The organism is Streptomyces sp. NPDC004266, assembly GCF_042874095.1.
Classification (GTDB): Bacteria; Actinomycetota; Actinomycetes; order Streptomycetales; family Streptomycetaceae; genus Streptomyces.
On the sequence record NZ_JBIAMM010000009.1, the window covers coordinates 152,576 to 178,289 of the forward strand.

Below are 25,714 nucleotides of genomic sequence, written 5' to 3' on the forward strand. Positions count from 1 at the left end.
GGGGCCTTCCGGGCTCCGGATCAGGCGTCGGCGCGGACCCGGGCGGCCTCGGGGCTGCGGTCGTCGATCTCGCCGAGGTCCCGGTCGCGGGTCTCGCGGGCGGCGGCGATCGCGACGGTGGTGAGCAGCGCGGCGGCGATCACGTACAGGGCGATCGGGGTCGAGCTGCCGTAGTCGGCGAGGAGCGCGGTCGCGATGAGCGGCGCGGGGGCGCCGGCGGCCACGGAGGAGAACTGGGCGCCGATGGAGGCGCCGGAGTAGCGCATCCGGGTCGCGAACATCTCGGAGAAGAAGGCCGCCTGCGGCGCGTACATCGCGCCGTGCAGGACCAGGCCGACCGTGACGGCGAGCAGCAGGGAGCCGAAGCTGCCGTGGTCGATCAGCAGGAAGAAGGGGAACATCCAGGCGCCGACGCCGACCGCGCCGATCAGGTAGACCGGGCGGCGGCCGATCCGGTCGGAGAGCGCGCCCCAGGCGGGGATGACGGCGAAGTGGACGGCGGAGGCGATGAGGACGGCGTTCAGCGCGGTCTGCTTGCTCAGGCCGACCTGCGTGGTCGCGTACACGAGGATGAACGCGGTGATGACGTAGTACGAGATGTTCTCCGCCATGCGGGCGCCCATCGCGATCAGCACGTCCCGCCAGTGGTGCCTGAGGACCGCGACCAGCGGCATCTTCTCGACCTGACCGGCGACCGCCCTGCGCTCCTCGGCTGCGGCGAGCGCCGCCTTGAAGACCGGCGACTCGTCGACCGAGAGCCGGATCCACAGCCCGACGACCACCAGGACGCCGGAGAGCAGGAAGGGAACGCGCCAGCCCCAGGAGGCGAAGGCGGCGTCCGACAGCAGCGCGGTCAGCGCGGACAGCACGCCGGTCGCGAGCAGCTGGCCGGCCGGCGCGCCGGTCTGCGGCCAGGAGGCCCAGAACCCGCGCCGCTTCGCGTCGCCGTGCTCGGACACGAGCAGGACGGCCCCGCCCCACTCGCCGCCGAGCGCGAAGCCCTGCACCAGCCGCAGCGCCGTGAGCAGCACCGGGGCGACGGAGCCCACGGCCGCGTGCGTCGGCAGGAGGCCGATGGCGAAGGTCGCGCCGCCCATCATGAGCAGGCTCAGGACCAGCAGCTTCTTCCGCCCGAGCCGGTCCCCGTAGTGCCCGAAGACGAGCGCGCCGAGCGGCCGCGCGGCGAACCCGACCGCGTAGGTCAGGAACGAGAGGAGAGTCCCGACCAGCGGATCGGACTCGGGGAAGAACAGCTTGTTGAACACCAGCGCGGCGGCCGACCCGTAGAGGAAGAAGTCGTACCACTCGATGGTGGTCCCGATGAGGCTGGCGGCGACGATGCGCTTGAGGGAGCCGGGTGGCGTCGGGGAGGGAGTTGCGGCGGCCATGTGCACCACTTCCAGGCATGTGCGGGGACGTTTCGGTGTCGCCATACCGTAGGAAGGCGCAGGTCAGGGGCGTATGTGGTGGGACACTATAGTTCGACGCTCCCGCATGCGCCCGGCCGCCATGACCCGCCTGCACGGCCTCGCGGAGCCCTGCGGAACAGCCGGATCAGCGCCTGTCCGTGTTGCGCTGATGGGGGATGATATGAGGCCGCCGTGCTGACTCCCGTGCTGACTGAAACCCCATGTCAGCACCCGTGTTCACCTCTCCCGTGCTGACTCGGTGCTGACTGCGGAGAACGGAACCCGCACACATGGGACGGACCGGGCACGGTCGTCACAGCAGCGGCCGGCATCATTCCACTTCGGACCCGGACGGGTCTTTTGCATGCCCGCGGCGGCGAAGGAGGCAGATTCATGTGGGCGCCGCCTGAGGGGTGTGGGGTCCACGGCTTGCGGGAGAAGTCGGCGACGGCACCCTGTTGCCGGTCGACCGCAGCGTCGCCGACACCCCGTACTGCTCCGGGCCTCACCGACCCTGCCCGGATCGGCCCACGCCCTGACCGCCGCCAGGCAGCACGGAATCACCTCACCGAGGCCCTCGCTGGCGCAGGGCTCACGTGCTGGGCCGGACAGGGAGTGCCGAGGCGTCGGTGGGCTCATCCGAGTACCGTTTCGCGGTTGCCGCCTCAAGAGAGGGCAGCGCCGCCACCACACCATCCACGCCAAGACTCGCTGCCTGAGCGAGCGGGCCATGGCCACCCTGAAAGGCCGGCGCCTCCTGCGGAAGCCCCGCTGCGGCACCCACCGCATCACCGACGTCGTGAAGGCCGTCCTCGTCCTCCACCACGCATCAGCGTGAGGTGGGAAAACGCTCACTCTCACGGCATGCCTGGCCGGACCGGTGAACGGCACGGTGGGTCCCGACGGGCTTCCGCCGGACTTCCCGGGAGCAATCCGACGGTCGAGCTGTGGATCCAGCTGATCCATGAGGCGGGCCCGTCCACAGGACGGGCCGGCCTTGGTTTTCCCGGCATGGGTGCGCTGGGCGGCCACCCTTCCGGCAGGTCGCCCGCCGGCGCACGATTCGACCCCGCCCGACTCCTCGCGGCCGAACTGGACGACCTGCTGAAGCACTGAGCTCCGTCCACCCGGGGTACGGCTCTGCAGGCAGGGCCAGGCTGCCGCATCCGCGTCAGGAGGGGAGCCACGTCCGCCAGGTGGCCTCGTTCTCCTTCACCCAGCGGCCCGCCGCTTCCTGCGGCGACAGTTTCTGCTCCGCGATCATCAGGGAGACGTCGTTCTGCATCGCGGTCGTCCACCGGAACTTCTTCAGGAAGGCGGCGGCGTCGCCTCCGCCCTCCGCGAAGCGGGCGTTGAGGAACTTCTGGAGCGGCGTGTGCGGATACGCGCAGGCCACCTTCTCCGGGTCGGAGTCGCAGCCCTCCTCGTGGGCGGGCAGCTTCACCTCCGTCATCGGCACCTTCTCGAACAGCCACTGGGGCTGGTACCAGTAGGTCAGGAACGGCTTCTTCTCCTTGGCGAACTGCCTGATCTGCGTGATCTGCGCCGCCTCCGAGCCCGCGAACACGACGTGGTAGTCGAGGTCCAGGTTGTTCACGAGCGCCTTGTCGTTCGTCACGTACGACGGGGAGCCGTCCAGCAGCTGGCCCTTGCCGCCGCTCTCCGCGGTGCGGAACTCCTCCGCGTACTTGTTCAGGTTCTTCCAGTCGGTGACGTCCGGGTGCTGCTCGGCGAAGTACGTCGGCACGAACCAGCCGATGTGGCCGGTCACACCCAGATCGCCGCCCCGCTCGATCGTCCCCTTGTCGTCGATGTACCGCTTCTCCTGCTCCGGGTGGCCCCAGTCCTCCAGGATGGCGTCCACCCGGCCCTGGCTGAGCGCGTCCCAGGCGGGGACCTCGTCGATCTGGACGGTGTCCACCCGGTAGCCGAGCTCGTGCTCCAGCAGGTACTGGGCGACGGCTACGTTGGCCTGCGCTCCCACCCACGACTGCACGGAGAGGGTCACCGTGCGGGAGCCCTTGGCGTCGGCGTACGGGGAGGCCTGCTGCGTCATGTCGGCGGCGCCGCAGCCGGTGAGGGCCGTCAGGCCGACGGCGGCCGCGAGTGCGGCGAAGCGTGTGCGAGCCATGTCAGGCCCCCTTTCCGGCGAGGTCGCGGCGTTCCGTGGGCTGGGTGACGCGGTCGAGCATCAGCCCGAGGCAGACGATCGCGGCACCGGCGACCAGACCGGTCGCGAGGTCGCCCTGGGCGAGGCCGAAGACCGCGTCGTAACCGAGTGCGCCGCCGCCCACGAGGCCGCCGATGACGACGACCGCGAGGACCAGCACCACGCCCTGGTTGACGGCGAGCAGCAGCGCGGGCCGGGCCAGCGGCAGCTGGACCTGGAGCAGTTGCTGCCGTCCGGTCGCGCCCAGCGAGCGCGAGGACTCCAGTGCGGCCGGGTCCACCGCGCGCACCCCCTGGGCCGTGATCCGTACCACCGCGGGCAGCGCGTAGACCACGGCGGCCGCGACCGCTGGGGCGCGGCCCACGCCGAACAGGGCGACCACGGGGATCAGGTACACGAACTGCGGCAGCGTCTGGAAGACGTCGAGCACCGGACGGAGCGCGCGGCCCAGCCGGGTGCTGCGGGCCGCGGCGACCCCGAGGGCGACGCCGAGCAGCAGGGTCACGGCCACGGCCGCCAGGACCTGGGACAGCGTGTCGAGCGCCGGGTCCCAGACGCCGAGCACACCGATCACGCCCATCGCGAGGACGGCGGTGGCCGCGGTGCGCCAGGTGCCGATGAGCAGGGCGAGCGCGCCGACGGTCAACAGCACCGCCCACCAGGGCAGCCACTGCAGTCCGTCGCGCAAGGGGTTGAGGACCCAGGTGGTGAACCGCCCCGCCCAGTCGGCGGTACCGCCGACGACGGGCACGCCGGAGTAGAGGTGGTCGGTCATCCAGTCGACGGCCCCGTTGACGGGCTCGGCGACGTCCATCGTCCACGCGTCGGGCCAGGAGAGCCGGTCGGACAGACGGCCCCCGAGGGCGACGGCGGCGGTCACCACGAGGGCGACGGCCCAGCCGAGTCCGGCACGGCGGACCGGAGCCGCACCGATCCGCTCTCCCGCCGCGGCGGTGACCCGGTCCAGGACGATGGCGAGCAGCACGATCGGCACACCGGCGGCCAGCGCGGCACCGACGTCGACGGAGGCCAGCGCCTGGTAGACGCGGTCGCCGAGGCCGCCCGCACCGATGACGGACGCGATCACGGCCATTCCCAGGGCCATCATGATCGACTGGTTGACGCCGAGCAGGAGTTCTTTGCGGGCCAGCGGCAGCCGGGCGGTCAGCAGCCGCTGCCTCCCGGTGGCACCGAGGGACGCGGCGGCCTCCATGACGCCGGCGTCCGCGCCGCGGAGCCCGAGCGCGGTGAGCCGGGCCATGGGCGGGGCTGCGTAGACGACGGTCGCGAGTACGGCCGCCGGCACGCCGATGCCGAAGACCAGGACGACGGGCAGCAGATACGCGAAGGCCGGCAGCGCCTGCATGGTGTCGAGCACCGGGCGCAGGATCCGGTGCACACGGTCCGACAGGCCGGCGGCGAGCCCGAGGAGACCACCGAGCAGCACGGACGCGGCGACGGCGACCACCATCAGGGCGAGCGTCTGCATGGTGGGCACCCACATGCCGAGCAGTCCGCACACGGCGAAGGCGGCGACGGAGGTCAGCGCGAGCCGTACGCCCGCGACACGCCAGGCCACCAGGCCGGCGGCGGCGGTGACGCCGGCCCACCCGACGGTGAGCAGCAGCAGGTACACCGCGCGGACCGAGACGACCACGGTGTTGCTGACGTGGCCGAGGAAGTAGAGGAACAGCGGGTGGCCGTCGCGGTTGTCGATGATCCAGTCGCTGGTGCGGTCGAGCGGCCCGGACACGTCGACGGCGAGCCGGGCCGGCCAGCCGCCGCCGCCCAGGAGCACCGCACCCAGGACGAGCGCGACGGCCGTCCCGGCACCGATCAGCCGGCCGCGGTGCCGCGCGAGCGCGCGCAGCGCGGCGGTCCTGGTGTCAACGGCTCCGGCATTACCGGTTCCGGCCTTGCCGGCGGCCGTGCGGCCGGGAGGAGCAGGTGTGACGGTGACGGTCATCGGCCCCACCGCCCCGCGCCGCGCGTCCGCTCTCCCACGGCGTCGGCACCGGTCGTGCCGCACGGTGGCGGCCAGGTCGTATGGGAGTACATCAGGCCACCGCCTTCCCCGCCGCGGCCGGGACCCCGGCGACGACACCGAGGAGTCCCGCGTGGTCGACCACACCGAGGCACCGCCCGTCCTCGACGACCCGCGCGTTCTCACCCGTACGGGCAACGGCTTCGATGGCCTCGTGGACGGTGGCGCCGGGGGCGAGCGCGGGGCCGGTCTCACGTTCGCCGGCGAGCGCGGGGCGCATCGCCGAGCGGACGGTCAGCACCTGCTCGCGCGGCACGTCCCGGACGAAGTCCCTGACGTAGTCGTCGGCGGGGGCGCCCACGATCTCCTCCGGTGTGCCGAGCTGCACGATCCGGCCGTCGCGCATCAGCGCGATGCGGTCGCCGAGCTTCAGTGCCTCGCTCAGGTCGTGCGTGATGAAGACCATCGTGCGTCCCTCCTCCCGGTGCAGACGGACGACCTCCTCCTGCATCTCACGGCGGATGAGGGGGTCCAGTGCGCTGAACGGCTCGTCGAACAGGAGGACTTCGGGGTCCACGGCGAGCGCGCGGGCCAGTCCGACCCGCTGTTGCTGGCCGCCGGACAACTGGCCCGGCCTGCGTTGCTCCATGCCGCCCAGGCCGACCTTGGCGACGAACTCCGCCGCCCGCTCGCGCCGTTCGCCGCGCCCCACGCCCTGGATCTCGAGCCCGTACGCGACGTTGTCGAGCACCGTCCGGTGCGGCAGCAGCCCGAAGTGCTGGAAGACCATCGCCGCCCGGTGCCGACGCAGTTCGCGGAGCCGGCCGGAGTCCATGGACAGCACGTCCTCGCCGTCGATGGAGATCGTTCCCGAGGTCGGCTCGATGAGCCGGGTCAGGCAGCGTACGAGCGTCGACTTGCCTGAGCCCGACAGGCCCATGACGACGAAGACCTCACCCTTGCGGACGTCGAAGGAGACGTCGCGGACGGCGGCGGTGCAGCCGGTGCGCTCGCGCAGTTCGGCGGCGCCGAGGGAGGCGAGCTCCTGGTCGGCGGGCACGCGCTCGGCCTTCGTGCCGAAGACCTTCCACAGGCCGCGTACGGAGAAGACGGAGTCCGCGGGGCTCTGCGACGGCGTCGTGGTGAGCGGCGGAGTGTGGGGGGTGTTCATCGGGTGGTGCCTCCCAGCAGGTCGGCGCATTTCTCGCCGACCATGAGCACGCCGATCATGGGGTTGACGGCGGTCATGGTCGGGAAGACGGACGCGTCGGCGATCCGGATGCCGTCGAGGCCCCGGATCCTCAGGTCGGGTGCGACGACGGCGAGTTCGTCGTCGACGGCGCCCATACGGCAGGTGCCGGCAGGGTGGTAGACGGTGTGCGCGACCTGCCGTGCATAGGCGCTGAGTTCCTCGTCGGAGGTGATCTCGGGCCCCGGGCACACCTCGCGCTTCAGCCATCCGGCCAGCGGTTCGCTCGCCGCGATCCGCCGAGCGATACGGATCCCGTCGACGAGGGTCCGGCCGTCGTAGTCGTCCTCGTCGGTGAAGTACCGGAAGTCGAGAGCGGGCTTGACCTCGGGGTCGGCGCTCGTCAGGTAGAGCCGGCCGCGGCTGCGCGGCTTGGGGATGTTCGGGGTCATCGACACGCCGTGCGCAGGCCGTTCGTAGCCCAGCCGCTCGGGATTGTCGGTGAAGGGGATCTGGTAGAAGTGGAACATCAGGTCCGGCCCCTCGGCCTCCGGGTCCCGGCGGACGAACAGCCCGGCGTCCGAGTCCATGGCGGAGTTCTCCGGGATCGCGCCGTGGGTCTCCCACACGATGACCGACTCGGGGTGGTCGAGCAGGTTCTCCCCGACGCCCGGCAGGTCGTGCACGACGGGTATGCCGAGCTTCTCCAGGTCGGCGCGCGGCCCGATGCCGGAGTGCAGCAGCAGGCGCGGGGTGTCCACGGCGCCCGCGCACACCAGGACCTCGCGCCGGGCGCGTACGACGTGCTCCGCGCCCTCCTTCGTGCGGATGTGAACGCCGGTGGCGCGGGTGCCTTCGAGCTCCAGCCGGAACGCCCAGGTCTCCAGGGCGATGTGCAGGTTGGGCCGGTCCAGGAACGGGTGCAGATACGCGACGGAGGCGGACGACCGCTTGTTGTTCTCCGGGTGGTAGGCGAGGTCGAAGAAGCCGACGCCTTCGTGGAAGGGCTGCTTGTTGAAGCCCTCGACGCGTGGCACACCGAGCGCGGTCTGCGCGGCGTCGACGAAGTCCCGGGCGATCGCGTTCCGGTCGGCCTCGTCCACGGGGACGATGTTGTTGCGCAGCCGGGCGAAGTAGGGGTCCATGGCCGCCGCGTCCCACCCCTCGGCACCGGCCTCGGCCCACTCGTCCCAGTCGGAGGGAAGGGGCTTGAAGGCGATGAGAGTGTTGTGCGAGGAGCAGCCGCCCAGCACCCGGGCACGGCTGTGGCGGATGTACGAGTTGCCCCGGGGCTGCTCGGTGGTGGGGTAGTCGTAGTCCAGCTCGCCGCCGAGCAGCCCCATCCAGCGGCGCAGGGTGAGGACGTCGTCGCGGCCCACGTCACTGGGGCCGCCCTCGATGACGGCGACGGTGACGTCCGGGTTCTCGGTCAGCCGGGAGGCGATCACCGATCCCGCGGTGCCGCCGCCGACGACGACGTAGTCGTAGACGTGCTGGTCGTTCATGCCTGGTCCTTCTGCGTCTCGCCCGCGAACCAGCGCACGGGGCGCGGGGCGAGGTTCTGGTAGATGTGCTTGGCCTCGCGGTATTCGGCGAGACCGCTGGGCCCCAGTTCGCGGCCGATGCCGGACTTTCCGAAGCCGCCCCATTCCGCCTGGGGCAGGTAGGGGTGGAAGTCGTTGATCCAGACGGTGCCGTGGCGCAGCCGGGCCGCCACCCGTCGGGCGCGGTCCTCGTCGGAGGTCCACACCGCTCCGGCGAGGCCGTACTCGGTGTCGTTGGCGAGGGCGACGGCCTCCTCTTCCGTACGGAAGGTCTCCACGGTGAGCACGGGACCGAAGACCTCCTCGCGGACGACCCGCATGCCGCGGTGACACCGGTCCAGGACCGTGGGCCGGAAGAAGTAGCCGGGACCGGCCGGCTTCTCGCCGCCCGCCCGCAGAACCGCGCCCTCGCCGAGGGCGGAGGCCACGTACTCCTCGGTCCTCGTCAACTGGGCCGCGGAGACCAGCGGGCCGCACTCCACCCCCTGGTCCGTGCCGCGCCCCAGCCGGATGTGTTCGGCCCGACGGGAGAGTTCGGCGACGAAGCGCTCGCGCAGCGACTCCTCGACGATGAGACGGGAGCCGGCGGAGCAGACCTGGCCGCTGTGGATGAAGGCCGCGTTGAGCGCCTGGTCCACGGCCGTGTCGAACCCCTCCGGCGTCGCACAGGCGTCGGCGAACACGATGTTGGGGTTCTTGCCGCCCAGTTCGAGGGCGACCTTCTTCACGCTGTCGGCAGCGGCCCTGGCGACCTTCGTGCCGCTGACGAGACCGCCCGTGAAGGAAACGAGGTCGACGTCGGGGTGCTCGGCGAGCCGCGCGCCGACGGTGTCGCCGGGACCCGTGACGATGTTGGCCGCCCCGAGGGGCAGTCCGGCCTCCAGAAGCAGTTCGATCAGAGCGACGGTGCTCAGTGGGGTGATCTCGCTGGGCTTGATCACGAACGTGTTGCCTGCGGCGAGGGCGGGCGCGATCTTCCAGCTGGCCTGGAGCAGCGGGTAGTTCCACGGAGTGATCAGGGCGCAGACCCCGACCGGCTCGTGCACGACGACACTGCGGATCTCGTCCGAACCGGCGTCGACGACCCGCCCGCCGTCCTCGTTCGCCACGAGGTCGGCGAAGTAGAGGAAGGCGTCGCGGACGCAGTCGACGTCGGCGCGGCCCTCTTCCAGCGTCTTGCCGGCGTCCTGGCTCTCCATGGCGCCGATCCGCTCGCGGTCGCGCTCCAGCAGGGCGGCGACACGCTTCAGCAGGGCGGCCCGCTCGGCGACCGGCGTACGAGGCCAGGAACCGTCGTCGAACGCGGCTCGTGCCGCGGCCACGGCGTCGTCCGTGTCCTGGACACCGCCCTCCGCCACAACCGCGAAGGCGGTCGCGTCGGCGGGATCGATGATCTCGCGCGTGGCGCCGGACAGGGCTGCGCGCCACTCTCCGCCCACATGGATGGTCTGTTGTACTGCAGTCACGTCGCGTCTGGCCTTCCGCTCTTCGAATCCCCCTGCCGGTTGCCCGGCGATCGGGCCGCCTGCCCTGACCTCCGAGATCCATGCGCAATGCCTTACGGAGAGTGATCCCCCTCACTTCTGAAAGTGGCGAGAAAGGGGACATATGGAGCAGGTGAGGCAGGCTGAGCGGGCGCGTCCCGGAGCACGCGCTGCCCCGGAGGCGTGCGAGGCCACCGGCCTCGACACGGGCGCCTGAGTCCGACCGGCCCCGGACGGCGGCCCGCCCGCAGCAGTCTGGAACACGGCGAATCATTGGTTCCGCGTCCAGAACAAGGACGTGACCCCGAGGTTCGTCGGCGACAAGAAGCACTCCTGCCGGGCGGCCATCACCGACGTTCGCGTTCGGGCACACGCGTAACCGACCCGTCGTGGTCCTGGCCGGGTGGGCAGCAAGCTTGCCGTCGGCACGGTTCCGACCGGCGAGAAACGGTCGAGGCTCGCCTCCGGTGTTCGTCGTTCTCGATCACTGTTCGCTCACGAGCCCTCCCCACGGATCCTGAAGCCGCGCGCATGAGCCCCGCCGGTGCCCCGCCCGTGGGGCTCATGCGGTGGCCGCGGCGCCGAGGCGGCGTGGTGCTCGGGCCCGCGTCAGGGTCCGGGGCCGGGTTCGTTCGAACGGGTGAACCGGCTTCGCGGCGATGATTCCGCGGTCGTCCCCGGGTCTACCTCTTGACGAGACCGTTCGACGCATCAGGAGCAAGCCATGGGCCTCATCCACATCGCCATGTTCTCGACCCTCGACCTCGTCGGGCAGGCGCCCGGCGGCCCCGACGAGGACCCCGAGGGGTTCCCCTTCGGCGGCTGGCAGGCGCCCCTGATCGACGGGGCCACGGGCGCCCAGATCCAGGCGGCGTACGAGGGCACGGACGCCCTCCTGCTCGGCCGGCGCACGTACGACATCTTCGCCTCGTACTGGCCGCAGCAGGACGACTACTTCGGCACGCTCTTCAACCGCATCCCGAAGTACGTGGCCTCCCGTGGCAAGCCCGACCTGCCCTGGGCCCGCTCCGAGCAGCTCGGCCCGGACCTGCCCGGCGCGGTGCGCGAGATCCGCGAGCGGCATGAGCAGGTGACGGTCGTGGGCAGCCTGAACCTGGTGCAGACCCTCCTGCACGAGAAGCTCTTCGACCGCCTGGACCTCTGGCTGCACCCCGTCGTGCTCGGCGTCGGCAAGAAGGTGTTCGAGGACGGCGCGGTGCCCACCAACGTCATGCTCCTGGAGCCTCCGGAGGCCAGCCCCAAGGGCACCGTGCACCTGCGCTACGGTCGCGCCGAGGGCACGCCCGTCACGGGAGACATGAGCGCACCCGACCGCGGCCTGGGCGACGAGTCCTGACCTATGCCGGGGCGGCCGGCGGGCGTCGACCACCTCCCGTCCGGCGAGGAAAGCCCTTCGAGGAAAGACCCGTCGACTCCGTACTCCCTTGCCTTCTGCCTCGATGCGATCACGTCCGGAACGGTGCTCGGCGCCAGGCCGACGGACGGCCCCGACCAGGTCACGGCCGTCCTCGGGGCCGACTTCGCCGAAAACTCCCCCGACGGCCACGGCATGGGGCGCGACTACGGCATGGCCGAGTTCTTCTGGCAGCGGGAGTCGCCTGACCATCCTTGGGTGGGCCACCACTTCACCCTGCAGGTGCATCGGCTGTCGTCCCTCGGCAGCGGCGCCGTCAACCCCGTGATCCGTGAGCGGTACGGCCGCTTCGCCCGCCGCCTCCGCTACGGCAAGCTGGAACGGCTGCTGGCCGGGCGCGGCGTATACATGGAGGACGTCCCGGATCCCAACGGCCCGGCGTACACCCTGTACCGGCAACCCGACTCCCCAGGTGTCGGTGCTGGCGTGCCGGACTGCCCAGGGGAGGCACGGGCGTCGGGGCGGCGGCGAGCGCATCGGTGACGTGTACGCCGTGCACTCGTCGACGAGCGCCGAGCAGGTGGCCTTCTACCGGGCGGGTTACGGCGGACCGCGTGCCGAGGGAGCTCTCAGGTCGGCGGTGATGCCCGGACCGGCGTACGGTATCGGCGCCGAACCGCCCTGGAGGACCGCATGACCCGCACCACGCCGCCGCGTCCCGTCGACGTCGAGGACGTCTTCCCCGCCCTCTCCGCCCACCGGCGCACGGCCACCCGCCTTCACCCCCGCCAGGGCGTCGCGAAGGCCGGGGAGAGCTCGCTGGCCGGACCGCTGTCGTGGCCTGCCGACGAGCCGTGGCCCGTGTGCACCGCGGTACACGCCAAGGACACGGGCCATCGGTTGGCCGACGTGCGGCTCAAGCGGCGCATCCTCGCCGAGGCGAGGGGACGCGACCTCTCCGACGAGGAGCGGCGGATCCTCGACGCCCTGAGGCCGGGTCGGCACGCCCCCGGTCTCCGGGACGAGGATCCCCTCCCGCTGCTGGCCGTCGCCCAGCTGTACACGCGGGACGTCCCCGACCTCGTCGGGCCGGAAGGCCACGACCTGCTCCAGGTGTTCTGGTGCCCCTTCGAGGTCCACGGCCCCGACCGCACCATCGACGTCGTGCTCAAGTGGCGGCGCTCGCAGGAGGTCGGGGACGTCCTGGCGGACCAGCCCGAGCCCCCGGTGACGGGCCGCGAGGAGTGCGTGCCCACCCCGTGCGTCCTGCACCCCGAACAGGTCGTCGAGCACGAGTACCTGGGGCTGCTGGACGAAGAACTCCAGGAGGCCATCGCCGACTGGGAGGAGAGCCTGCTGGACGAGGAGGACGAGGAGGACGAGGACGACGACGCGTACGACTCCTCCACGCCGCAGAGCTACGACACGTACGAGGAGTACGAGGCCGCGACGGCCCGTGCGCGGGCGGAGGAGGAGTACGAGGTCGACTACATGGGGGACCTGTCCATCGCTCCGGGATGGAAGGCGGGCGGCTTCGCGTCCTGGCACCTCACCGATCCCGCACCGGTCGACTGCGAGGCCTGCGGCACACCGATGCCTCCCCTGCTCACCGTCGACCAGTGGGAGTGCGACGGCGGTTCGAGGAGCTGGCTTCCCCTGGAGGACCGCGACTCGGCCGACGACCCGGACGTGATCGACCCGGTCGGCGTCTACCTCGGCCGCGGCGTGATGCGCGTCCACACCTGCCCCGTCGACCCGGCGCACCCGCACCGGCTCAGCTTCCAGTAGGCGCCCGCCGCCGTGCGCGCGGGCGCCGCGCGAGCGCGCCGGATTCAGGAGGTGTGCGCGTCGGACTCCTTCCGGCCCGTCTTCCAGTGGACGTGCCCCTTGGCACCGGCCCGGGGGGCCCTCGGCTCCGGCTCGTACTCGACGGCCACGCTCATCGGTCCGGTGCCGACCGTCGTCGAGCCCATGACCCGGTCGGTCTCCGTGTCGACGTAGACCGTGGAGCGCGAGCCGAGCCCGGTGGTCACGTACATCTGCCGCCCGTCGTAGCCCAGCGCGAGGCCCTCCGCGCCGCCGGGAACGCGGAAACTGCGCGCCACGACGCCGATCTCGGTGTCGATGACCGACACCTCCTCGTTGCCGAAGCCGGAGGACACGTACACCGACGAACCGTCGGGCGCCACCGTCAGCGACTCCGCGCCCGCCTCGACCGGCACCGTGTCGAGGACGGTGGCCGCGCGGGTGTCGATGACGGACACGGCGTCGGCCCCGTTGCCCGTGCTCACGTACGCCAGGGCGCCGTCCGGGCTGACGGCCACGTCGTAGGCGGCGGTACCGGTGTCCAGCGGCACGGTCGCCACGACCCGGTCGCGGCGGGTGTCGATGATCGACACGCTGCCGGACAGCAGGTTGGCGACGTAGACGCGGCGACCGTCGGGGGAGACCGCCACGCCCTTGGGGAACGAGCCGACCCGGACGGTGCGCACGGCCCGGCCGCGGAAGGCGTCGATGACCGAGACGGTGCCGGAGTCGGCGTTGGTGACGTAGGCGCGCCGGCCGTCGCGGCTGACGGCGACGCCCTCGGGCCGGGCGCCGACCGGGATGGTGCGGACCACCCTGGCCCGCTCGGTGTCGAGGACCGTGACGGTGTGCGAGCCGCTGCCGCCGGTCACGAAGGCACGGTGCCGCTGTCGGGAGACGGCCACGTCCACCGCACCCGACGGCACGGCCACGGTGTGGGTGACGGTCCGGTCGTCGAGGTCGAGGAACGACACGGTCCTGGCGGTGGCGTTGGCCACGTAGGCGCGGTCGGCCGCCGGCGTGTCGTCGTGCGGCGGTGGCGTCGCCGCGGCGGCGGGGGTGGCGGGCGCGGCCGTCGAGGCGGCTACGGCCGCGGCGGCCAGGGCCGCGCGGAGCCACCCGACGGGCCGGCGTCGAGTGGCTTCCTGGGAGTCGCGTGCCGGCACGGGGGCCTCCAAAGGGGCGGCGATGGGGCGCCCTCCGGTACGGATGCGGGAGCGCATGGGTCCTCCCCCTTCTTCCCGTACCGGGCGGGAGGCGAGACGGAAGGACACGCCTTCTCGCCCGACCGGCCCACGTCGTGGACCTCGACCGAGTGAATGCGGCGGCTCGGAGAGTGCGGTTCGGCCGCGCCGGTCCTCCCGGCCCCCCGGCCGCCCGTACGTTCCCGAGGGTGCCTCCGCCCCCCGCCTCCTGGCCGATGCCCTCGACCGGCCGCAGCGGAGGCTGAAAGGACCCGTGTCATGCCTGTGCTCGCATCCGCCGGACGACGCCGAGGCCTCCGCCTCGCCGGCGCCGCCGTGACGCTCGGCGCCCTGTCGGCGGCCCTCGGTGCGCCCACCGCCGCCCACGCAGACCTGCCCGGCGCCTCCCCGGTGCTCACCCGGGCCCCCTACCTCACGGATCTGACGCCCACCTCCGTCCGGGTGACGTGGGCGACCACCACCCGCAGCCGGCAGACCGTGAGGTACGGCCCGCTCGGCAACTGCACGGCCAACACGGCCACCGCCGCCACGCTCGGCACCACCATGACCGTCAACGGCGTCACCGAGTACAGCAACTCGGTGACCGTGCCGAACCTCAGCCCCGACACCCCGTACTGCTACCGGGTCTTCACCGGGGACGCCACGCCCATCGACCTGCTCGGCACCAACCCCTCGCCCTCGTTCACCACGATGGTGCCGGGCGGCTCGTCGGCACCCTTCACGTTCGCCGTGCTCGGCGACTGGGGCGACACCACCAGCAACGGCGTCAACAGCGGCGCGGTCAACCAGGACCAGGCCAACGTGCTGTCCCAGCTGGCCGCGAGCGGCGCCCGCTTCACGCTCTCCACCGGCGACGTGGCCTATCCCAGCGGCAGCCCGACCAACTACGGCGACCTCCAGCAGTCCGGGGTCAACATCAGCGCCGTCTTCGCCCCGGAGTACTACGCGGCGCCCGGCCAGCGCATCCCGATGTTCGCCCTCAACGGCAACCACGGCCGCACCTCCACCCTCCTGCTGACCTGGCCGGAGAGCGCGGTCACCGCCGCCTCGAACGGCGTCTACTCCCAGGTGAGCTACCCGTCGTTCTTCGGCAGCAACCCGGCGAGCTACCCGACGACGTACTACGCCTTCACCAGCGGCGGCGTGCGGTTCTACGTGCTCGACGCGTCCTGGAGCGACAGCAACGTCGGCACCGCCGACGGGAACAACTGCAACGGCACCGACAACTGCGCCGTCTACCAGGTGGACGCGGCCGCCCACTGGCAGCCCACCTCGGCCGAGTACCAGTGGCTCCAGCAGGACCTGGCCGCGCACCCGGGCGGCGTCAAGGTGGCCGCCTTCCACTTCCCCCTGCGCTCCGACGACCCGACCGAGCCCGACGACGAGTACCTGAAGAACAACCCGGGCAGCACCGACACCCTGGAACAGCTGCTGCACGACAACGGCGTGAACCTGGTCTTCAACGGCCACGCCCACATCTACCAGCGCAACGTGGCCCCGCCCGGCGGCGTGCCGAGCTACACCACCGGCGGCGGCGGCGCCAAGCTCACCTCGGTCGGCGGCCGCGGCTGCGACCCGACGGACGCCTACGCCATCGGCTGGTCCTACAGCTCCAACGTCGGCAGGCGCTGCCCCTCCTCCACGCCGGTCCCCGCCTCCGACGCCAACGTCCACCACTTCCTGCTGGTGTCGGTCAACGGCTCGACGCTGACGGTGACGCCGACGGACTCCCTCGGCAACACGTTCGACGCGCAGACCTACGACTTCTCCGCCGACGGCACCGCGCCGTCCCCGCCGCCCTCGCTGACCGTGACCCGCTCCGGCTCCACCACCATGAAGCTGACGTGGGGCGCGGCCACCGACGACCGGCAGATCGCGTCGTACGACGTGTACCGCGACGGCACGTACCTGGCCACGGTCCCCCAGGAGCTGCGCACCTTCAGCGACAAGACGGCCGTGTGCCCGGCCTCCTACACCTACGAGGTCAGGGCGCGCGATCTGGCCGGGAACACCGCCGGGAGCTCGGTCCCGGTGACCTGCTGACCGCCCGCTCCGGGCCCGTACCGGCCCGGGTCCGCCCGGCCGGGGCGGGCCCGGGCCGTCCCGCGCGCAGGCGGCGCACCGCGAGCGGGGTGACCAGCAGCATGGGGGCGACCAGGCCGACGAACGCCCAGAGGCCGGGGAGGGTGCCCGACTCGGGGACGGACCGGCGGTGGCCGTTCCGGGACAGGGCGGTGCCGTCGTCGGACGGGACGGTCGCGGGGACGCCGCGCAGGTCGCGCAGCACCTGGAGGTAGTGGTCGCCGTGGTCGCGGGAGGGCTCGACATGGGTGTTCTCGGAGAACTCGTTCCAGCTGATCAGCCCGATGGCGTCCGGTGAGGAGCGGAGCGCGGCCGAGTACTCGGCCGCCAGGGTCGCGCCGTTCCGGCGGGGGACGGGCTTGGTGCCCCCCACGAGCCGGGCGTCGAAGCCGGGTGCGCAGGGGGCCAGCCAGATCTTGTGGTCGGCGTGCACGGCCCGCGCCATGTCCGCGAGCTTGTCGGCGTAGCCGGGGGTGGTCTCGGGGTCGGGGGAGGACCAGTAGTAGGCGTCCCCGTCGGTGACGTCGGCGATCCTCCGGTAGCCGTCGACGTTCTTCTCGCTGGCCAGGACCAGCAGTTCGCCGCGGACGGCGGAGGTCACGCGGGCGACGTCGTCGTGCGAGTAGCTCCAGGTGCCGCTCCACACGGTCAGCGGACGACCGTCGACGCGCAGCATGGCGGGGCTGTCGGCGAACTGGTCGCGGAAGCGGTCGAAGTCGGCGGCGACCTGCGCGACGGGCAGCGGGCGGCGGTAGAAGTCCAGGCTCTGGTAGATCATGGCGAGCTTGAAGTCCCTGGCCTCGGCGGCGGCGACGAGCTTGGCAAGGCGCCGGTCGTTCACGGTGCCGTGCTTCCACCCGACGATGAACCCGTCGATGCCGGCGGCCTTCGCCTCGGTGATCTGGCGGTCGATCACCCGCGCGTCGTCGCTGGAGTAGGCCCCGGCGAGCGGCAGGTCGGTCTTGGCCCGCTGCCAGGAGCCGGGGTTGAACCACTGGTAGTAGTAGGCGAGCAGCGGTGGACGGGACGCGTCGTCGGAGGGCCCGTCGGCGGGCCGGGCTCCGACCGGCCCCGTACCGCTGCCCGGCAGACACAGGGCGAGCACGGCGAGGAGCGCCCAGAAGAGTCTCATCGAGCCGCTCCGGGCCGTGAGGGCGCGGACGCCTCCCCTGCCTCCCCCGGCTGCTCGGGCCGGCGTGCCGGCGCGCCCTCCTCCGGTGTCCCGGGCTCACGCGGCTCGGCGGGCCCGTGCCGGGCTCCGGCGTCGGGCGGGGGGCCCGCGGCGGTGCGGCGGGCCCGCCGCCGGAGCCCCAGCCGGACCGCGACCGGCAGCCCGATCAGCAGCAGTGCGGCACCGCCGAGGACGAACACGTCGGCCCGGCTGACCACCGTCACGTCCGCCGTGACGTTCTGGGACAGCTGGATCTCGCGCGGGCTCGTGCTGCCACCGGAGGCCTTGACCTCGACGGTGTACCGGCCGCGGGGCAGATGGGCCAGGACGGCGGTGTGGTCCGGCCCGAGCGCCACGGCCCGGACCTTGGCGCCGGGACCCGTCACGGTGGCCTCGTCGCCGGTCGCGGAGCCGAACAGCGCGTCGTGGGCGGTCACGGTCAGGTCGTGGAAGTTGCCGGTGAACGTCAGATGCCGGTCGGTGCCCGGCCGGAAGCCCTGCCGTCCGGCGTCGGCGACCTCGGCGCCGTCGTAGACGAGGCTGCGCAGGGTGTAGTCGACCGGGACGGGCGTCAGACGGCTGTCGCGGAAGACGGGCTGGACGCCGTCCAGCCACGTGGTGCCGGTCACGGACAGGTCGGTGACGCGGGTGTCGGAGCCCCTGACCTTCACCGAGGAGACCAGGGACCGGTCCAGGGGCGCGCCGTGCTGGTCGGTGAAGGAGACGGTCACCGGGTACTGCACGGTGAACCCGGCCGTGACGGTGTAGTCGGCGCGCAGCGGCAGCCCGTCGACACGGGGCCGGAACGTCTGGTCCGGGTCGCGCTGACCGGCCCAGCGGGTGAAGCGGTAGCGGGCGTCCGGGGTGTCGACGGAGGTGTCGAGCAGCCGCAGCGACTGGGGTGCCGAGGTACGGGCGCCGGTGTACGAGGCGGTGCCGTCCGCGCCCGTGACGAGCGCGGCGCCGGCGAAGACCAGCCGGACGCCGGGTACCGCCGGGACCGTGCGGAAGGTGACGGTGACGGGCGGCGCGGCGGCGTCCGGGAGGGCGCTCCCTGCGGAGGCGTGGCCCTGGACGGCCGCCGGGCCGGCCAGGGCGAGCAGCACGGCCGCGAGCAGGGCGAGGAGGGAGGCGGCGTGTCGGCGGGCGGCACGGTGGTTCACTGTGGGCTCCCTTCCGGCGCGCGGGGCGGCCCTGAGGGTCCTGCTGTGCCTGAGGGTCCTGTCGGTCCTGCCGGTCCTGTCGGTCCTGCCGGTCCTGTCGGTTCTGAGGGCCCTGCCGGTCCCGATGGTCCTGCCGCTTCCGACGGTACCGCCGGTCCCGGTCCCGGTCCCGGTTCCGGTCCCGACGGTCCCGACGGTCCTGCCGGAGCCGGCTGGACGGCGGAGCGCCTGCGGGCGGCGACCAGGGCGCCGGCGGCGACGAGCAGCGCGGCCGCGCCGAGCGCCCCGCCGTAGACCCCGTACACGAGGGCCGCGTTCACCGGCTGCACGGCGGGCCGGGCGTTGGGGACGGCGAGCACCTCGGGGGGCCGCGGAGCGGCGGAGAAGTCGAAGGCGGCGGCGAGGCCGGTGGCGGAGGCGACCCGCCCGCCGAGCGGCTCCAGGTTCCAGTTGTCCTCGATGAAGCGCAGCGCCGACGAGGAGTCGAGCACCTGGTGGTCGACGCGTCCGGCCGGCGCGTAGGGGCTGATCAGGACGGCCGGTACGCGCAGGCCGCGCGGACCGTCCGCGGCGGTCGGCGGGGCCACGTGGTCGTACCAGCCGCCGGAGCCGTCGTAGCTCCACAGCAGCGCCGAGCTGTCCCAGTAGCGGCTGAGGGCGAGCTGGGTGGCCAGCGAGCGGATGAGCTTCTGGCCGGCCGGGACGGACCGCGCGGAGGTCTCGGACGCGCCCGAACTGGAGATGTACGCCACCGACGGCAGGGTGCCGTTCTCGAGGTCGCGGTAGTACTGGTCCAGGTCCACGATGTGGGAGGCGAGGGCGGGGTCGTCGATGAAGCGGGCGTAGTTGAGGAGCGGGACGCGCGCCTGCTGGGTGGAGCCGGGCGTCCGGACGTTCTCGCCGGGCCGGTAGTCCTGGACGTAGAACTTCCAGCTGACCCCCGCCTGCTGGAGCCGGTCGAAGACGGTGGGGCGGTCGCCCGCCGCCGGGGCGGACCCCGAGACCCAGTAGGAGCGTTCGGCGGCGGCGCCGTACGGGACGGCGGAGAAGAACCTGTCGAAGAGCACGTAGCGGTCGGCGGCGGCCCAGGAGAAGGACAGGTCCCGGGCGTCGTAGTGGCCCATGACGGGCGTGCCGTCCCGGCCCTGGCGGGTGTACGCGGACACGAAGCCGTCCATGCGCCCCCCGTTCACCTGCGCGGCGACGATGCTCCGGCTGGGGGAGAGCGGGCCGGGGGCCTTGTCGTGCAGGGCGTACGGACGCACGCAGTCGGCGGCGGGGCCGTCGGCGGTGCGCGGCTGGCAGGCGTCGGCGGGGATCCCGTCGGCTCCGGGATACGTGCCGAAGTAGTTGTCGAAGGTGCGGGGACCCTGCATCAGGTAGACGAAGTGCTGGACGGGGGTGGCCGCGCGGTGCTCGGCGGCGGTGCCGGAGCCCGGGTCGGGGTCGGTGGCGGCCGTGGCCGTGGTGGGGCCGAGCAGCAGGGCCGCGCCGGCCAGCGCTGCCAGCAGACGGACGGTCGGCGACTTCATGGCACACGCACCTGGTAGATGACGAAGGCCGGGGTGGGCGTCGGGTCGGCGGAGGACGTGGGAACCCGCAGGGCGGAGCTGTAGACGGCGGTGCCGTGGTACTTCTCGACCAGCTTCCGGATCTTCTCGCCGTAGAACGGGGCGCGGTGGGAGGTGTAGGAGTCCCAGACGAGGTACTGGAACTCGCCGTCGCGCAGCGAGCGGTCGGGGTTGGGCACCGGCGTGTAGGACGGGTTGCGGTGGAGCCGGTTGACGCTCACCGACAGCGCCGAGACGGACTTGCCCCCGTAGAACTGGAGGACGTTCGCGGTCGAGGGGCCGGCGGCGAGCAGCTGCGCCCCGGCGGGCACGTGGTCGCGCACCCACAGGCCCGCCTCGCGGCCGCCCGGCAGACCGCCGGAACCGGCGAGGAACGAGCCGTTCGGAGCGGCGGTGACGCGGGTCGCGGAGGACAGGGCGAGGGACGCCGCCACGACGAGCGTGACGAGGACGGCGCCGACGGCGGACAGCACACCGGGCCGCAGCCGCAGACGGCCGCGCCGCAGCCGGCCGGACCGGAGCCGGCCGGGCCGCGGCCGGATCTCGGCGAGGGCGCTCAGCGCGCGGCCGGCCAGCACGGCGAGCGGCGGCGCGATCGGCAGCAGGTAGGGGAAGCCCTTGACGGGCCACAGGGTGAAGAACAGCACGGGCGTGGCGATCCAGCACAGCAGCAGGCCCTCGCGCCAGCCCGTGCGGCGGCGCAGCAGGAACAGTCCGGCCGCGGCGGCCACGAGGACGGCCCAGCCGACGGCCTGCGGCACCGTGACGGCGTAGAACCCCATCGAGTGGTTGGCGCGCCGCAGCAGTTGCCACTGCAGATAGTCCTGCCCGGTGGAGCCCCGGCCCGCGAGGGACGTCGCGAGCGGGAAGGCGGCCACGACGAGGCAGAGGACACCGGTGGCGAGGAGGGCGTGCCGCCACCGCATCCGCACCGAACGGCTGAGCACGAAGAAGACGTACAGGCCGCAGACGAGGACCAGCGCCGTCTCCTTGGAGAGCGTGGCCGCTCCCAGCGCCCCCGCGGCCCCGAGCAGCCAGGGCAGGCCGTCGAGGCCGCCCTGCACGTACCGCACGACGCAGTACAGCGCCACCGTGGCGCACAGCGTCATCAGCCCGTCCAGCAGCACCTGGCGGGTCACCACCACGTGGTACGGCATGACGGCGAGCAGCAGCGCCGCGGCGAGCCCCGCGGCGCGGCCGTAGAGCCGCCGGGCCAGCAGATACGTGACGGCGACGGTCGCCACGCCGATGGCGGCGGCGACCGCGCGGGCGGTGAAGTCGTCGGTGCCGCCGCGCAGGAAGAGCGACAGGAGGCCGGTGAACAGCACGGGGTGGGCGCGGAAGACGGGGAACACCGCCTGCATGCCCGGGTCGCCGGCGAGGGAGGCGGCGCTGCCGGTGTAGACGGCCTCGTCGCTGTTGAAGCCGGTCTCGGTGAGCTGCCAGAACCGCAGGAAGCCGGCCAGGACGAGGATGGCCGTGAGCGGCAGGGCGCTCCGCAGCGCCCAGTGGACGGCGCGCTCCCGCCGGGCGCTGCGGAGGTCTTGGCGGGCCTGGGCGTCGGCCGCCCCCGGAGGGCCGCCGGTGGTCCGCGAGCGGGAGTCGGTGCCGGGGGCGGCCGTCGTGTCCGCCGTGGAGTACACGGGCCGGGTCATGGCGTCCTCCCTCCGGGGTCGCTCTCGCGGGAGGCGCCGGAGTCGGTCCGGAGGACGGGACGCGGGGGCAGGGCGCCGGAGCGTACGGGCAGGGACGGTGCGCTCTCCGGTGTCTCCGGCATCCAGTGCGGCCACGGGGACCCGTCGGACAGGGGCGCCGGGCGGCCGTTGATCGCCGGCCGGTCCGCGTCGAGCAGCCGTGGTATCTCGTCGGCCCAGCCGAAGCGGTCGGAGGCCAGGACGCGGGTGCGCACGCCGGAGAGGAAGCCGGACAGGACGTCCCGCTCGCGGCTGCGCAGCCGGGCGTGGTCGAGTCCGGCGACGGTGATGGCGGGGGCGAAGTACCTGAACGGCGGGAAGCCGTAGGCGTCCTCGGTGTTGGCGAGCAGCCGGTCGACGGTCTCGTCGTGGCCGAGGTCGCTCAGGCGGGGCGTGCCGCGCTCGATGACGAACAGTTCGGTCACCTTGACGGCGCTGCTCAGCCGGCAGGACACGAGCCGGTCGACGGCGTACTTCGGCGGGGGCACGAGGATCTGCGTGACCGCGTTGATGCCCATGATGGGCAGGTTGTGGCGGGCCAGGGTGAAGGCGAAGGAGCGGCCCTCCTTGGAGTGCAGGCGGCTCTGCCGCTGCAGCCGGCGCCATTCGTGGGGGGTCAGGTCGTCGGAGCGCACGGCGTGCAGGGTGTGCGCGCTGATGGTGAGCGGCTTGGGGAAGCAGAGGGCGTTGCCGGTGGCGTCGACGACGGTCATGTCGTCGGACAGGAACCGTCCGTCGTGCTCGCTCAGCAGCCGCAGGACGGTGGAGGTCTTCCCGGTGTCGGTGAGCGCGGAGAGCATCACGCCGGTGCCGCCCAGCTCGACGGTCGCGGAGTGCAGCAGCATCCGGCCGCGGGCGACGAGCACGAAGCGCAGCAGCGCCTCCAGGACGTTGGTGTAGACGACGTGCGGGGAGCGGGCGAGCAGGGGGCTGACGAGGACGTCGATGGGGTCGCCGATGTCGACGCGGAAGTTGGCGCCGAGCCGGCCGAGCTGCTCCTCGTACTGCACGGTGGTGGGCTGCGGTCCGCCGCGGCCGGGGATCTCGGTCATGACCGCGCGGTGGCGGGGGAAGCGGCGGCCCACGTCGCCGACGCGGACGGTGATGTCGCAGGAGTCGGGCGGCACCCACTGGGCGCGGAAGAACTCCAGCTCGGGCAGGTGGATCTGGGAGCCGATGGTGACGGTGCCGGCGATGTCGTAGCGGTAGGTCAGGTACCTGGGGCGCTTGGGGTGGTGGCTCGGGGCGGCCGCGGGGCCGGAGGCGGGGGAGGCGGTCGTGGCGGGGGAGGCGGGGGAGGCGGTCGTGGAGGGCGAGGGCTCCGTGGTGCCGGGCGGGACGGAGCCGGGGGCGACGAGCACGCGCACGGGGTCGCGGCGGGCTCCGTCGTCACGGCGGCCGCGGTAGATGAACAGGTCGCTGAAGAGGAACCGGGCCACGAAGAGCACGACGAGGCTGAGGACGTTGGCGGTGAGCAGTCCGATCCCGGAGTCGACGAGCCACTGGAGGAGAGGCAGCCGGCCGAGCAGCAGCAGGTTGTTCAGGGCGAGGAAGGCGATGCCGCGGACGATGGCCCCGCGCCTGCCGCCCTCCCGGTCGCCGCGGTAGACCAGCGTCTCCAGGAGGGCCCAGTTCCACAGGGACGACACCTGGGTGGCGAGCGTGGCGCCGAGGAGCTGCTGGAGTCCCACGACGGTGTGGAAGAACCACAGGGCGGCGGTGTTGACGGCGATGCCGCTGAGACCGACGAGCCCGAAGGCCAGGAACCGCGCGGTCGTGCCGAGCTCGCGGCGGCCGGTCACGGCGTGGCGGCCCTCGTCGGCGCGGTGCGCGGCGGGGGCGGGCCGGCGCAGCCGTGCCAGATGGCGCAGGAACCGCAGGCCCTCGCGCAGCGAGGCCTTGGAGGTGCCGGCCGCGCGGGGTGCGAAGCGGTAGGAGACCTCGGCGACGCGTGCGCCGGGGTGCCGGACGAGCAGTTCGAGCAGCACCTTGAAGCCGAGGGGGCTGAGCCGGTCCATGTCGATCGCGGCGGTGCGGAAGGCGAAGAGCCCGCTCATGGGGTCGCTGACGCCGGCCAGCCGGTGGGGGAAGACCGCCTTGGTGAGCAGCGTGCTGCCGCGGGAGACGAGCCGGCGCACGGGGCCGTCGAGCCCGTCGCCGGTCGATCCGGATCCCGCGTAGCGGGTGCCGACGACGATGTCGACGCCGTGGCCCAGGGCGGTGCGGGCGATCGCGGCGGCCGCCTCCGGCGGGTGCTGGAGGTCGGCGTCCATGACCAGGGCCCATTCGCCCCGGACATGGCGTGCGCCCGCGAGGACGGCCCCCGCCAGGCCTCCTTCGCGGGCGCCGCCCTCTCGGTGGATCATGCGGACCGGCAGCCGGCAGTCCGGGGCGTGCCGCGCGGCCGTCGCCGGCGTGTCGTCGTCGCTGTCGTCGACGAACAGGACCTCGACGGGCAGGTCCCCGAAGGCCGGTTCCAGGGCGCGCAGCAGCAGCGGGACGGATTCGCGCTCGTTGCGCGTCGGGATGACGAGGGTCAGGCGGGGCCGGACCGGCGGGCTCGGGTCGTTCAGCTCGGCGCACTCGGTGCGGAGGATGAGGTTGCCGTCCATGTCAACGGCCTCCAGCGGGGGGACTGGGCAGCTGTGCTGTCGCTGTACGTCTACGTTTTAAACATACATATTGCGTCGTATTCACCCCGATGTCAACGAATGTCCACTTACGTAGTAAACGTAAGTCTTAATGGGCATTCGGATATAGTCGGGAGCAGTCGCGGAGCGACCCTGAGCCCGGAGGCATGCCATGGCCAGCAGCACCCAGCCGGAGCGCCGGAAGGTGGACATCGGCCACCCCACCGAGCGCCGCCGCGGCCGACGTCGGCTGAGCCGTGAACGCGTCCTCGCCGCCGCCCTCGACGTGGTGGACCACGAGGGCCTGTCCGCCCTGAGCATGCGGCGGGTCGCCGCCGAGCTCGACGTCGAGGCGATGGCGCTGTACCGCTACGCCCCCAGCAAGGACGCGCTCCTGGACGGGCTGGTGGAGCAGCTCTACACCGAGCTGGCCGAGGACCTCGCCCGCGAGGAACCCGCCCCCCTGGGCCGGGCGGCCGAGCTGCCCGAATGGCGGGCCGAGCTCCTCCGCGGCGCCTGCGCCCTCTACCGGATCGCCCTCGCCCACCCGCACGTGGTGCCGCTGCTGGCCACGCGTCTGCTGGCCGTCCCGCTGGCCCGCCGCCCCCTCGCGGTGCTGCAGGCCCACGAGCAGGTGCTGGCGCTACTGGACCGCGCCGGGCTCGACGAGCAGGGCGTCGTCACCGCCTACCGGGCGGTCACCGGGTGGGTGCTGGGCTACATCTTCAGCGATCTGCGGGCCATGGTCGAGAACCCCGACGAGCCCGATCCGGCGTTCCGCCTGGGCCTGCACCTGATGCCGGCCCGCGAGCTCCCCCGGCTGCGCGAGACCGCCCCCTCCCTGGCCGAGAAGGGGGGCTACCAGGAGCTGACGGACGGCCTCGACGCACTGCTCGACGGCATACTGGCCGCGTCCGCCGCCCGTGCGTCCCAGGCGGCGGAGCCCGCGCGCGACGGCGCCCCGCCGCCCGCCGACGAACGGGCCGAACCGGCCGGGGAGCGGGCCGAGCGTGTCGACGGGCAGGCCGGGCCCACCGGAGAGCAGGCCGGGCCCGCCGGCGAATAGAACGGGCCGCCGATGACCACCGGCCCGCGCCCGTCGAGGGCCGGCCCCCCTCTGCCGACAGCCGGACCCGGCCCGACGCCGTGTAGTCGGGCGCCATGCTCGTCGCTCGCTTTGTGTGCCCCGGCTCCATGCCCCGCTGACTCCCCGCACGCCTAACGTGTGCAGCTCCCG

Annotated in this window: 17 protein-coding genes; 5 read left to right on the top strand and 12 right to left on the bottom strand. The window is 72.9% G+C overall.

Translation table 11 applies throughout. The features are described from left to right. Positions 1-20: 20 nt before the first annotated feature. The 6 genes from ACFYUZ_RS22585 to ACFYUZ_RS22610 all read right to left on the bottom strand — a co-directional run bounded on the left by ACFYUZ_RS22585 (position 21) and on the right by ACFYUZ_RS22610 (position 9,762). Entirely contained in the window at positions 21-1,388 is a 1,368-nt protein-coding gene (locus tag ACFYUZ_RS22585; RefSeq protein WP_389311921.1) for an MFS transporter, read from the bottom strand. 1,192 nt (positions 1,389-2,580) lie between these two features. Next, a complete protein-coding gene (locus ACFYUZ_RS22590; protein ID WP_389311923.1) occupies positions 2,581-3,540 on the bottom strand; it encodes an ABC transporter substrate-binding protein in 960 nt (319 codons plus the stop codon). A 1-nt stretch (position 3,541) separates the two neighbouring features. After that, positions 3,542-5,545 (bottom strand): ABC transporter permease subunit, encoded by a 2,004-nt coding sequence (locus ACFYUZ_RS22595; RefSeq protein WP_389311925.1) that lies wholly within the window; start codon positions 5,543-5,545, stop codon positions 3,542-3,544. Between the two features lie 91 nt (positions 5,546-5,636). After that, positions 5,637-6,734, bottom strand: a complete 1,098-nt coding sequence (locus tag ACFYUZ_RS22600) for a glycine betaine/L-proline ABC transporter ATP-binding protein (RefSeq protein WP_389311927.1) — start codon at positions 6,732-6,734, stop codon at positions 5,637-5,639. Next, on the bottom strand, positions 6,731-8,257 hold the full coding sequence (locus tag ACFYUZ_RS22605; RefSeq protein ID WP_389311929.1) for a GMC family oxidoreductase: 1,527 nt from the start codon (positions 8,255-8,257) through the stop codon (positions 6,731-6,733). Before ACFYUZ_RS22605 ends, ACFYUZ_RS22600 begins: the two co-directional genes overlap by 4 nt. Further along, complete coding sequence (locus ACFYUZ_RS22610; protein ID WP_389311931.1) at positions 8,254-9,762, bottom strand: aldehyde dehydrogenase family protein; 1,509 nt, start codon at positions 9,760-9,762, stop codon at positions 8,254-8,256. The genes ACFYUZ_RS22605 and ACFYUZ_RS22610 overlap by 4 nt, the downstream gene beginning before the upstream one ends. Positions 9,763-10,504: 742 nt before the next feature. Here ACFYUZ_RS22610 and ACFYUZ_RS22615 point away from each other — a divergent pair. The 3 genes from ACFYUZ_RS22615 (at position 10,505) to ACFYUZ_RS22625 (ending at position 12,943) form a co-directional block, all read left to right on the top strand. Beyond that, positions 10,505-11,137 carry a dihydrofolate reductase family protein gene (locus ACFYUZ_RS22615; RefSeq protein WP_389311933.1) on the top strand — a complete coding sequence of 211 codons (633 nt, stop codon included), beginning with the start codon at positions 10,505-10,507 and terminating at the stop codon, positions 11,135-11,137. Between the two features lie 123 nt (positions 11,138-11,260). After that, entirely contained in the window at positions 11,261-11,698 is a 438-nt protein-coding gene (locus tag ACFYUZ_RS22620) for a hypothetical protein (protein ID WP_389311935.1), read from the top strand. Between the two features lie 150 nt (positions 11,699-11,848). Then, positions 11,849-12,943: a hypothetical protein gene (locus tag ACFYUZ_RS22625; RefSeq protein WP_389311937.1), complete on the top strand. Its 1,095-nt coding sequence runs from the start codon at positions 11,849-11,851 to the stop codon at positions 12,941-12,943. 44 nt (positions 12,944-12,987) lie between these two features. Here ACFYUZ_RS22625 and ACFYUZ_RS22630 read toward each other — a convergent pair whose 3' ends face one another. Then, positions 12,988-14,184, bottom strand: a complete 1,197-nt coding sequence (locus ACFYUZ_RS22630) for a cytochrome D1 domain-containing protein (RefSeq protein ID WP_389311939.1) — start codon at positions 14,182-14,184, stop codon at positions 12,988-12,990. 240 nt (positions 14,185-14,424) lie between these two features. On the opposite strand from ACFYUZ_RS22630, the gene ACFYUZ_RS22635 reads away from it, so the two are divergent. Continuing rightward, on the top strand, positions 14,425-16,209 hold the full coding sequence (locus ACFYUZ_RS22635) for a fibronectin type III domain-containing protein (RefSeq protein WP_389311941.1): 1,785 nt from the start codon (positions 14,425-14,427) through the stop codon (positions 16,207-16,209). Here the strand turns inward: ACFYUZ_RS22635 and ACFYUZ_RS22640 are convergent. The 5 genes from ACFYUZ_RS22640 to ACFYUZ_RS22660 are packed head-to-tail and all read right to left on the bottom strand — an operon-like array spanning position 16,151 to position 24,459. Continuing rightward, on the bottom strand, positions 16,151-17,380 hold the full coding sequence (locus tag ACFYUZ_RS22640) for an endo-1,3-alpha-glucanase family glycosylhydrolase (RefSeq protein ID WP_389311943.1): 1,230 nt from the start codon (positions 17,378-17,380) through the stop codon (positions 16,151-16,153). The genes ACFYUZ_RS22635 and ACFYUZ_RS22640 overlap by 59 nt on opposite strands. Next, the gene (locus tag ACFYUZ_RS22645) at positions 17,377-18,582 is read right to left on the bottom strand and encodes a hypothetical protein (protein ID WP_389311945.1); all 1,206 of its coding nucleotides are present in this window, start codon (positions 18,580-18,582) and stop codon (positions 17,377-17,379) included. The genes ACFYUZ_RS22640 and ACFYUZ_RS22645 overlap by 4 nt, the downstream gene beginning before the upstream one ends. Beyond that, on the bottom strand, positions 18,579-20,114 hold the full coding sequence (locus ACFYUZ_RS22650) for an alkaline phosphatase family protein (RefSeq protein ID WP_389311947.1): 1,536 nt from the start codon (positions 20,112-20,114) through the stop codon (positions 18,579-18,581). The genes ACFYUZ_RS22645 and ACFYUZ_RS22650 overlap by 4 nt, the downstream gene beginning before the upstream one ends. Next, on the bottom strand, positions 20,111-21,808 hold the full coding sequence (locus tag ACFYUZ_RS22655; protein ID WP_389311949.1) for an ArnT family glycosyltransferase: 1,698 nt from the start codon (positions 21,806-21,808) through the stop codon (positions 20,111-20,113). The genes ACFYUZ_RS22650 and ACFYUZ_RS22655 overlap by 4 nt, the downstream gene beginning before the upstream one ends. After that, the gene (locus tag ACFYUZ_RS22660) at positions 21,805-24,459 is read right to left on the bottom strand and encodes a glycosyltransferase (protein ID WP_389311951.1); all 2,655 of its coding nucleotides are present in this window, start codon (positions 24,457-24,459) and stop codon (positions 21,805-21,807) included. Before ACFYUZ_RS22660 ends, ACFYUZ_RS22655 begins: the two co-directional genes overlap by 4 nt. Positions 24,460-24,649: 190 nt before the next feature. Here ACFYUZ_RS22660 and ACFYUZ_RS22665 point away from each other — a divergent pair, with 190 nt between their 5' ends. After that, entirely contained in the window at positions 24,650-25,543 is an 894-nt protein-coding gene (locus ACFYUZ_RS22665) for a TetR/AcrR family transcriptional regulator (RefSeq protein ID WP_389311953.1), read from the top strand. Positions 25,544-25,714 lie beyond the last annotated feature (171 nt).

Excerpts from the sequence above, each read along its gene's own strand:
- ACFYUZ_RS22650 (WP_389311947.1), bottom strand. The coding sequence starts at position 20,114 with ATGAAGTCGCCGACCGTCCGTCTGCTGGCAGCGCTGGCCGGCGCGGCC.
- ACFYUZ_RS22655 (WP_389311949.1), bottom strand. The coding sequence starts at position 21,808 with ATGACCCGGCCCGTGTACTCCACGGCGGACACGACGGCCGCCCCCGGC.
- ACFYUZ_RS22640 (WP_389311943.1), bottom strand. The coding sequence starts at position 17,380 with ATGAGACTCTTCTGGGCGCTCCTCGCCGTGCTCGCCCTGTGTCTGCCG.
- ACFYUZ_RS22615 (WP_389311933.1), top strand. The coding sequence starts at position 10,505 with ATGGGCCTCATCCACATCGCCATGTTCTCGACCCTCGACCTCGTCGGG.
- ACFYUZ_RS22635 (WP_389311941.1), top strand. The coding sequence starts at position 14,425 with ATGCCTGTGCTCGCATCCGCCGGACGACGCCGAGGCCTCCGCCTCGCC.
- ACFYUZ_RS22630 (WP_389311939.1), bottom strand. The coding sequence starts at position 14,184 with ATGCGCTCCCGCATCCGTACCGGAGGGCGCCCCATCGCCGCCCCTTTG.
- ACFYUZ_RS22665 (WP_389311953.1), top strand. The coding sequence starts at position 24,650 with ATGGCCAGCAGCACCCAGCCGGAGCGCCGGAAGGTGGACATCGGCCAC.
- ACFYUZ_RS22625 (WP_389311937.1), top strand. The coding sequence starts at position 11,849 with ATGACCCGCACCACGCCGCCGCGTCCCGTCGACGTCGAGGACGTCTTC.
- ACFYUZ_RS22600 (WP_389311927.1), bottom strand. The coding sequence starts at position 6,734 with ATGAACACCCCCCACACTCCGCCGCTCACCACGACGCCGTCGCAGAGC.
- ACFYUZ_RS22605 (WP_389311929.1), bottom strand. The coding sequence starts at position 8,257 with ATGAACGACCAGCACGTCTACGACTACGTCGTCGTCGGCGGCGGCACC.
- ACFYUZ_RS22590 (WP_389311923.1), bottom strand. The coding sequence starts at position 3,540 with ATGGCTCGCACACGCTTCGCCGCACTCGCGGCCGCCGTCGGCCTGACG.
- ACFYUZ_RS22585 (WP_389311921.1), bottom strand. The coding sequence starts at position 1,388 with ATGGCCGCCGCAACTCCCTCCCCGACGCCACCCGGCTCCCTCAAGCGC.
- ACFYUZ_RS22595 (WP_389311925.1), bottom strand. The coding sequence starts at position 5,545 with ATGACCGTCACCGTCACACCTGCTCCTCCCGGCCGCACGGCCGCCGGC.
- ACFYUZ_RS22660 (WP_389311951.1), bottom strand. The coding sequence starts at position 24,459 with ATGGACGGCAACCTCATCCTCCGCACCGAGTGCGCCGAGCTGAACGAC.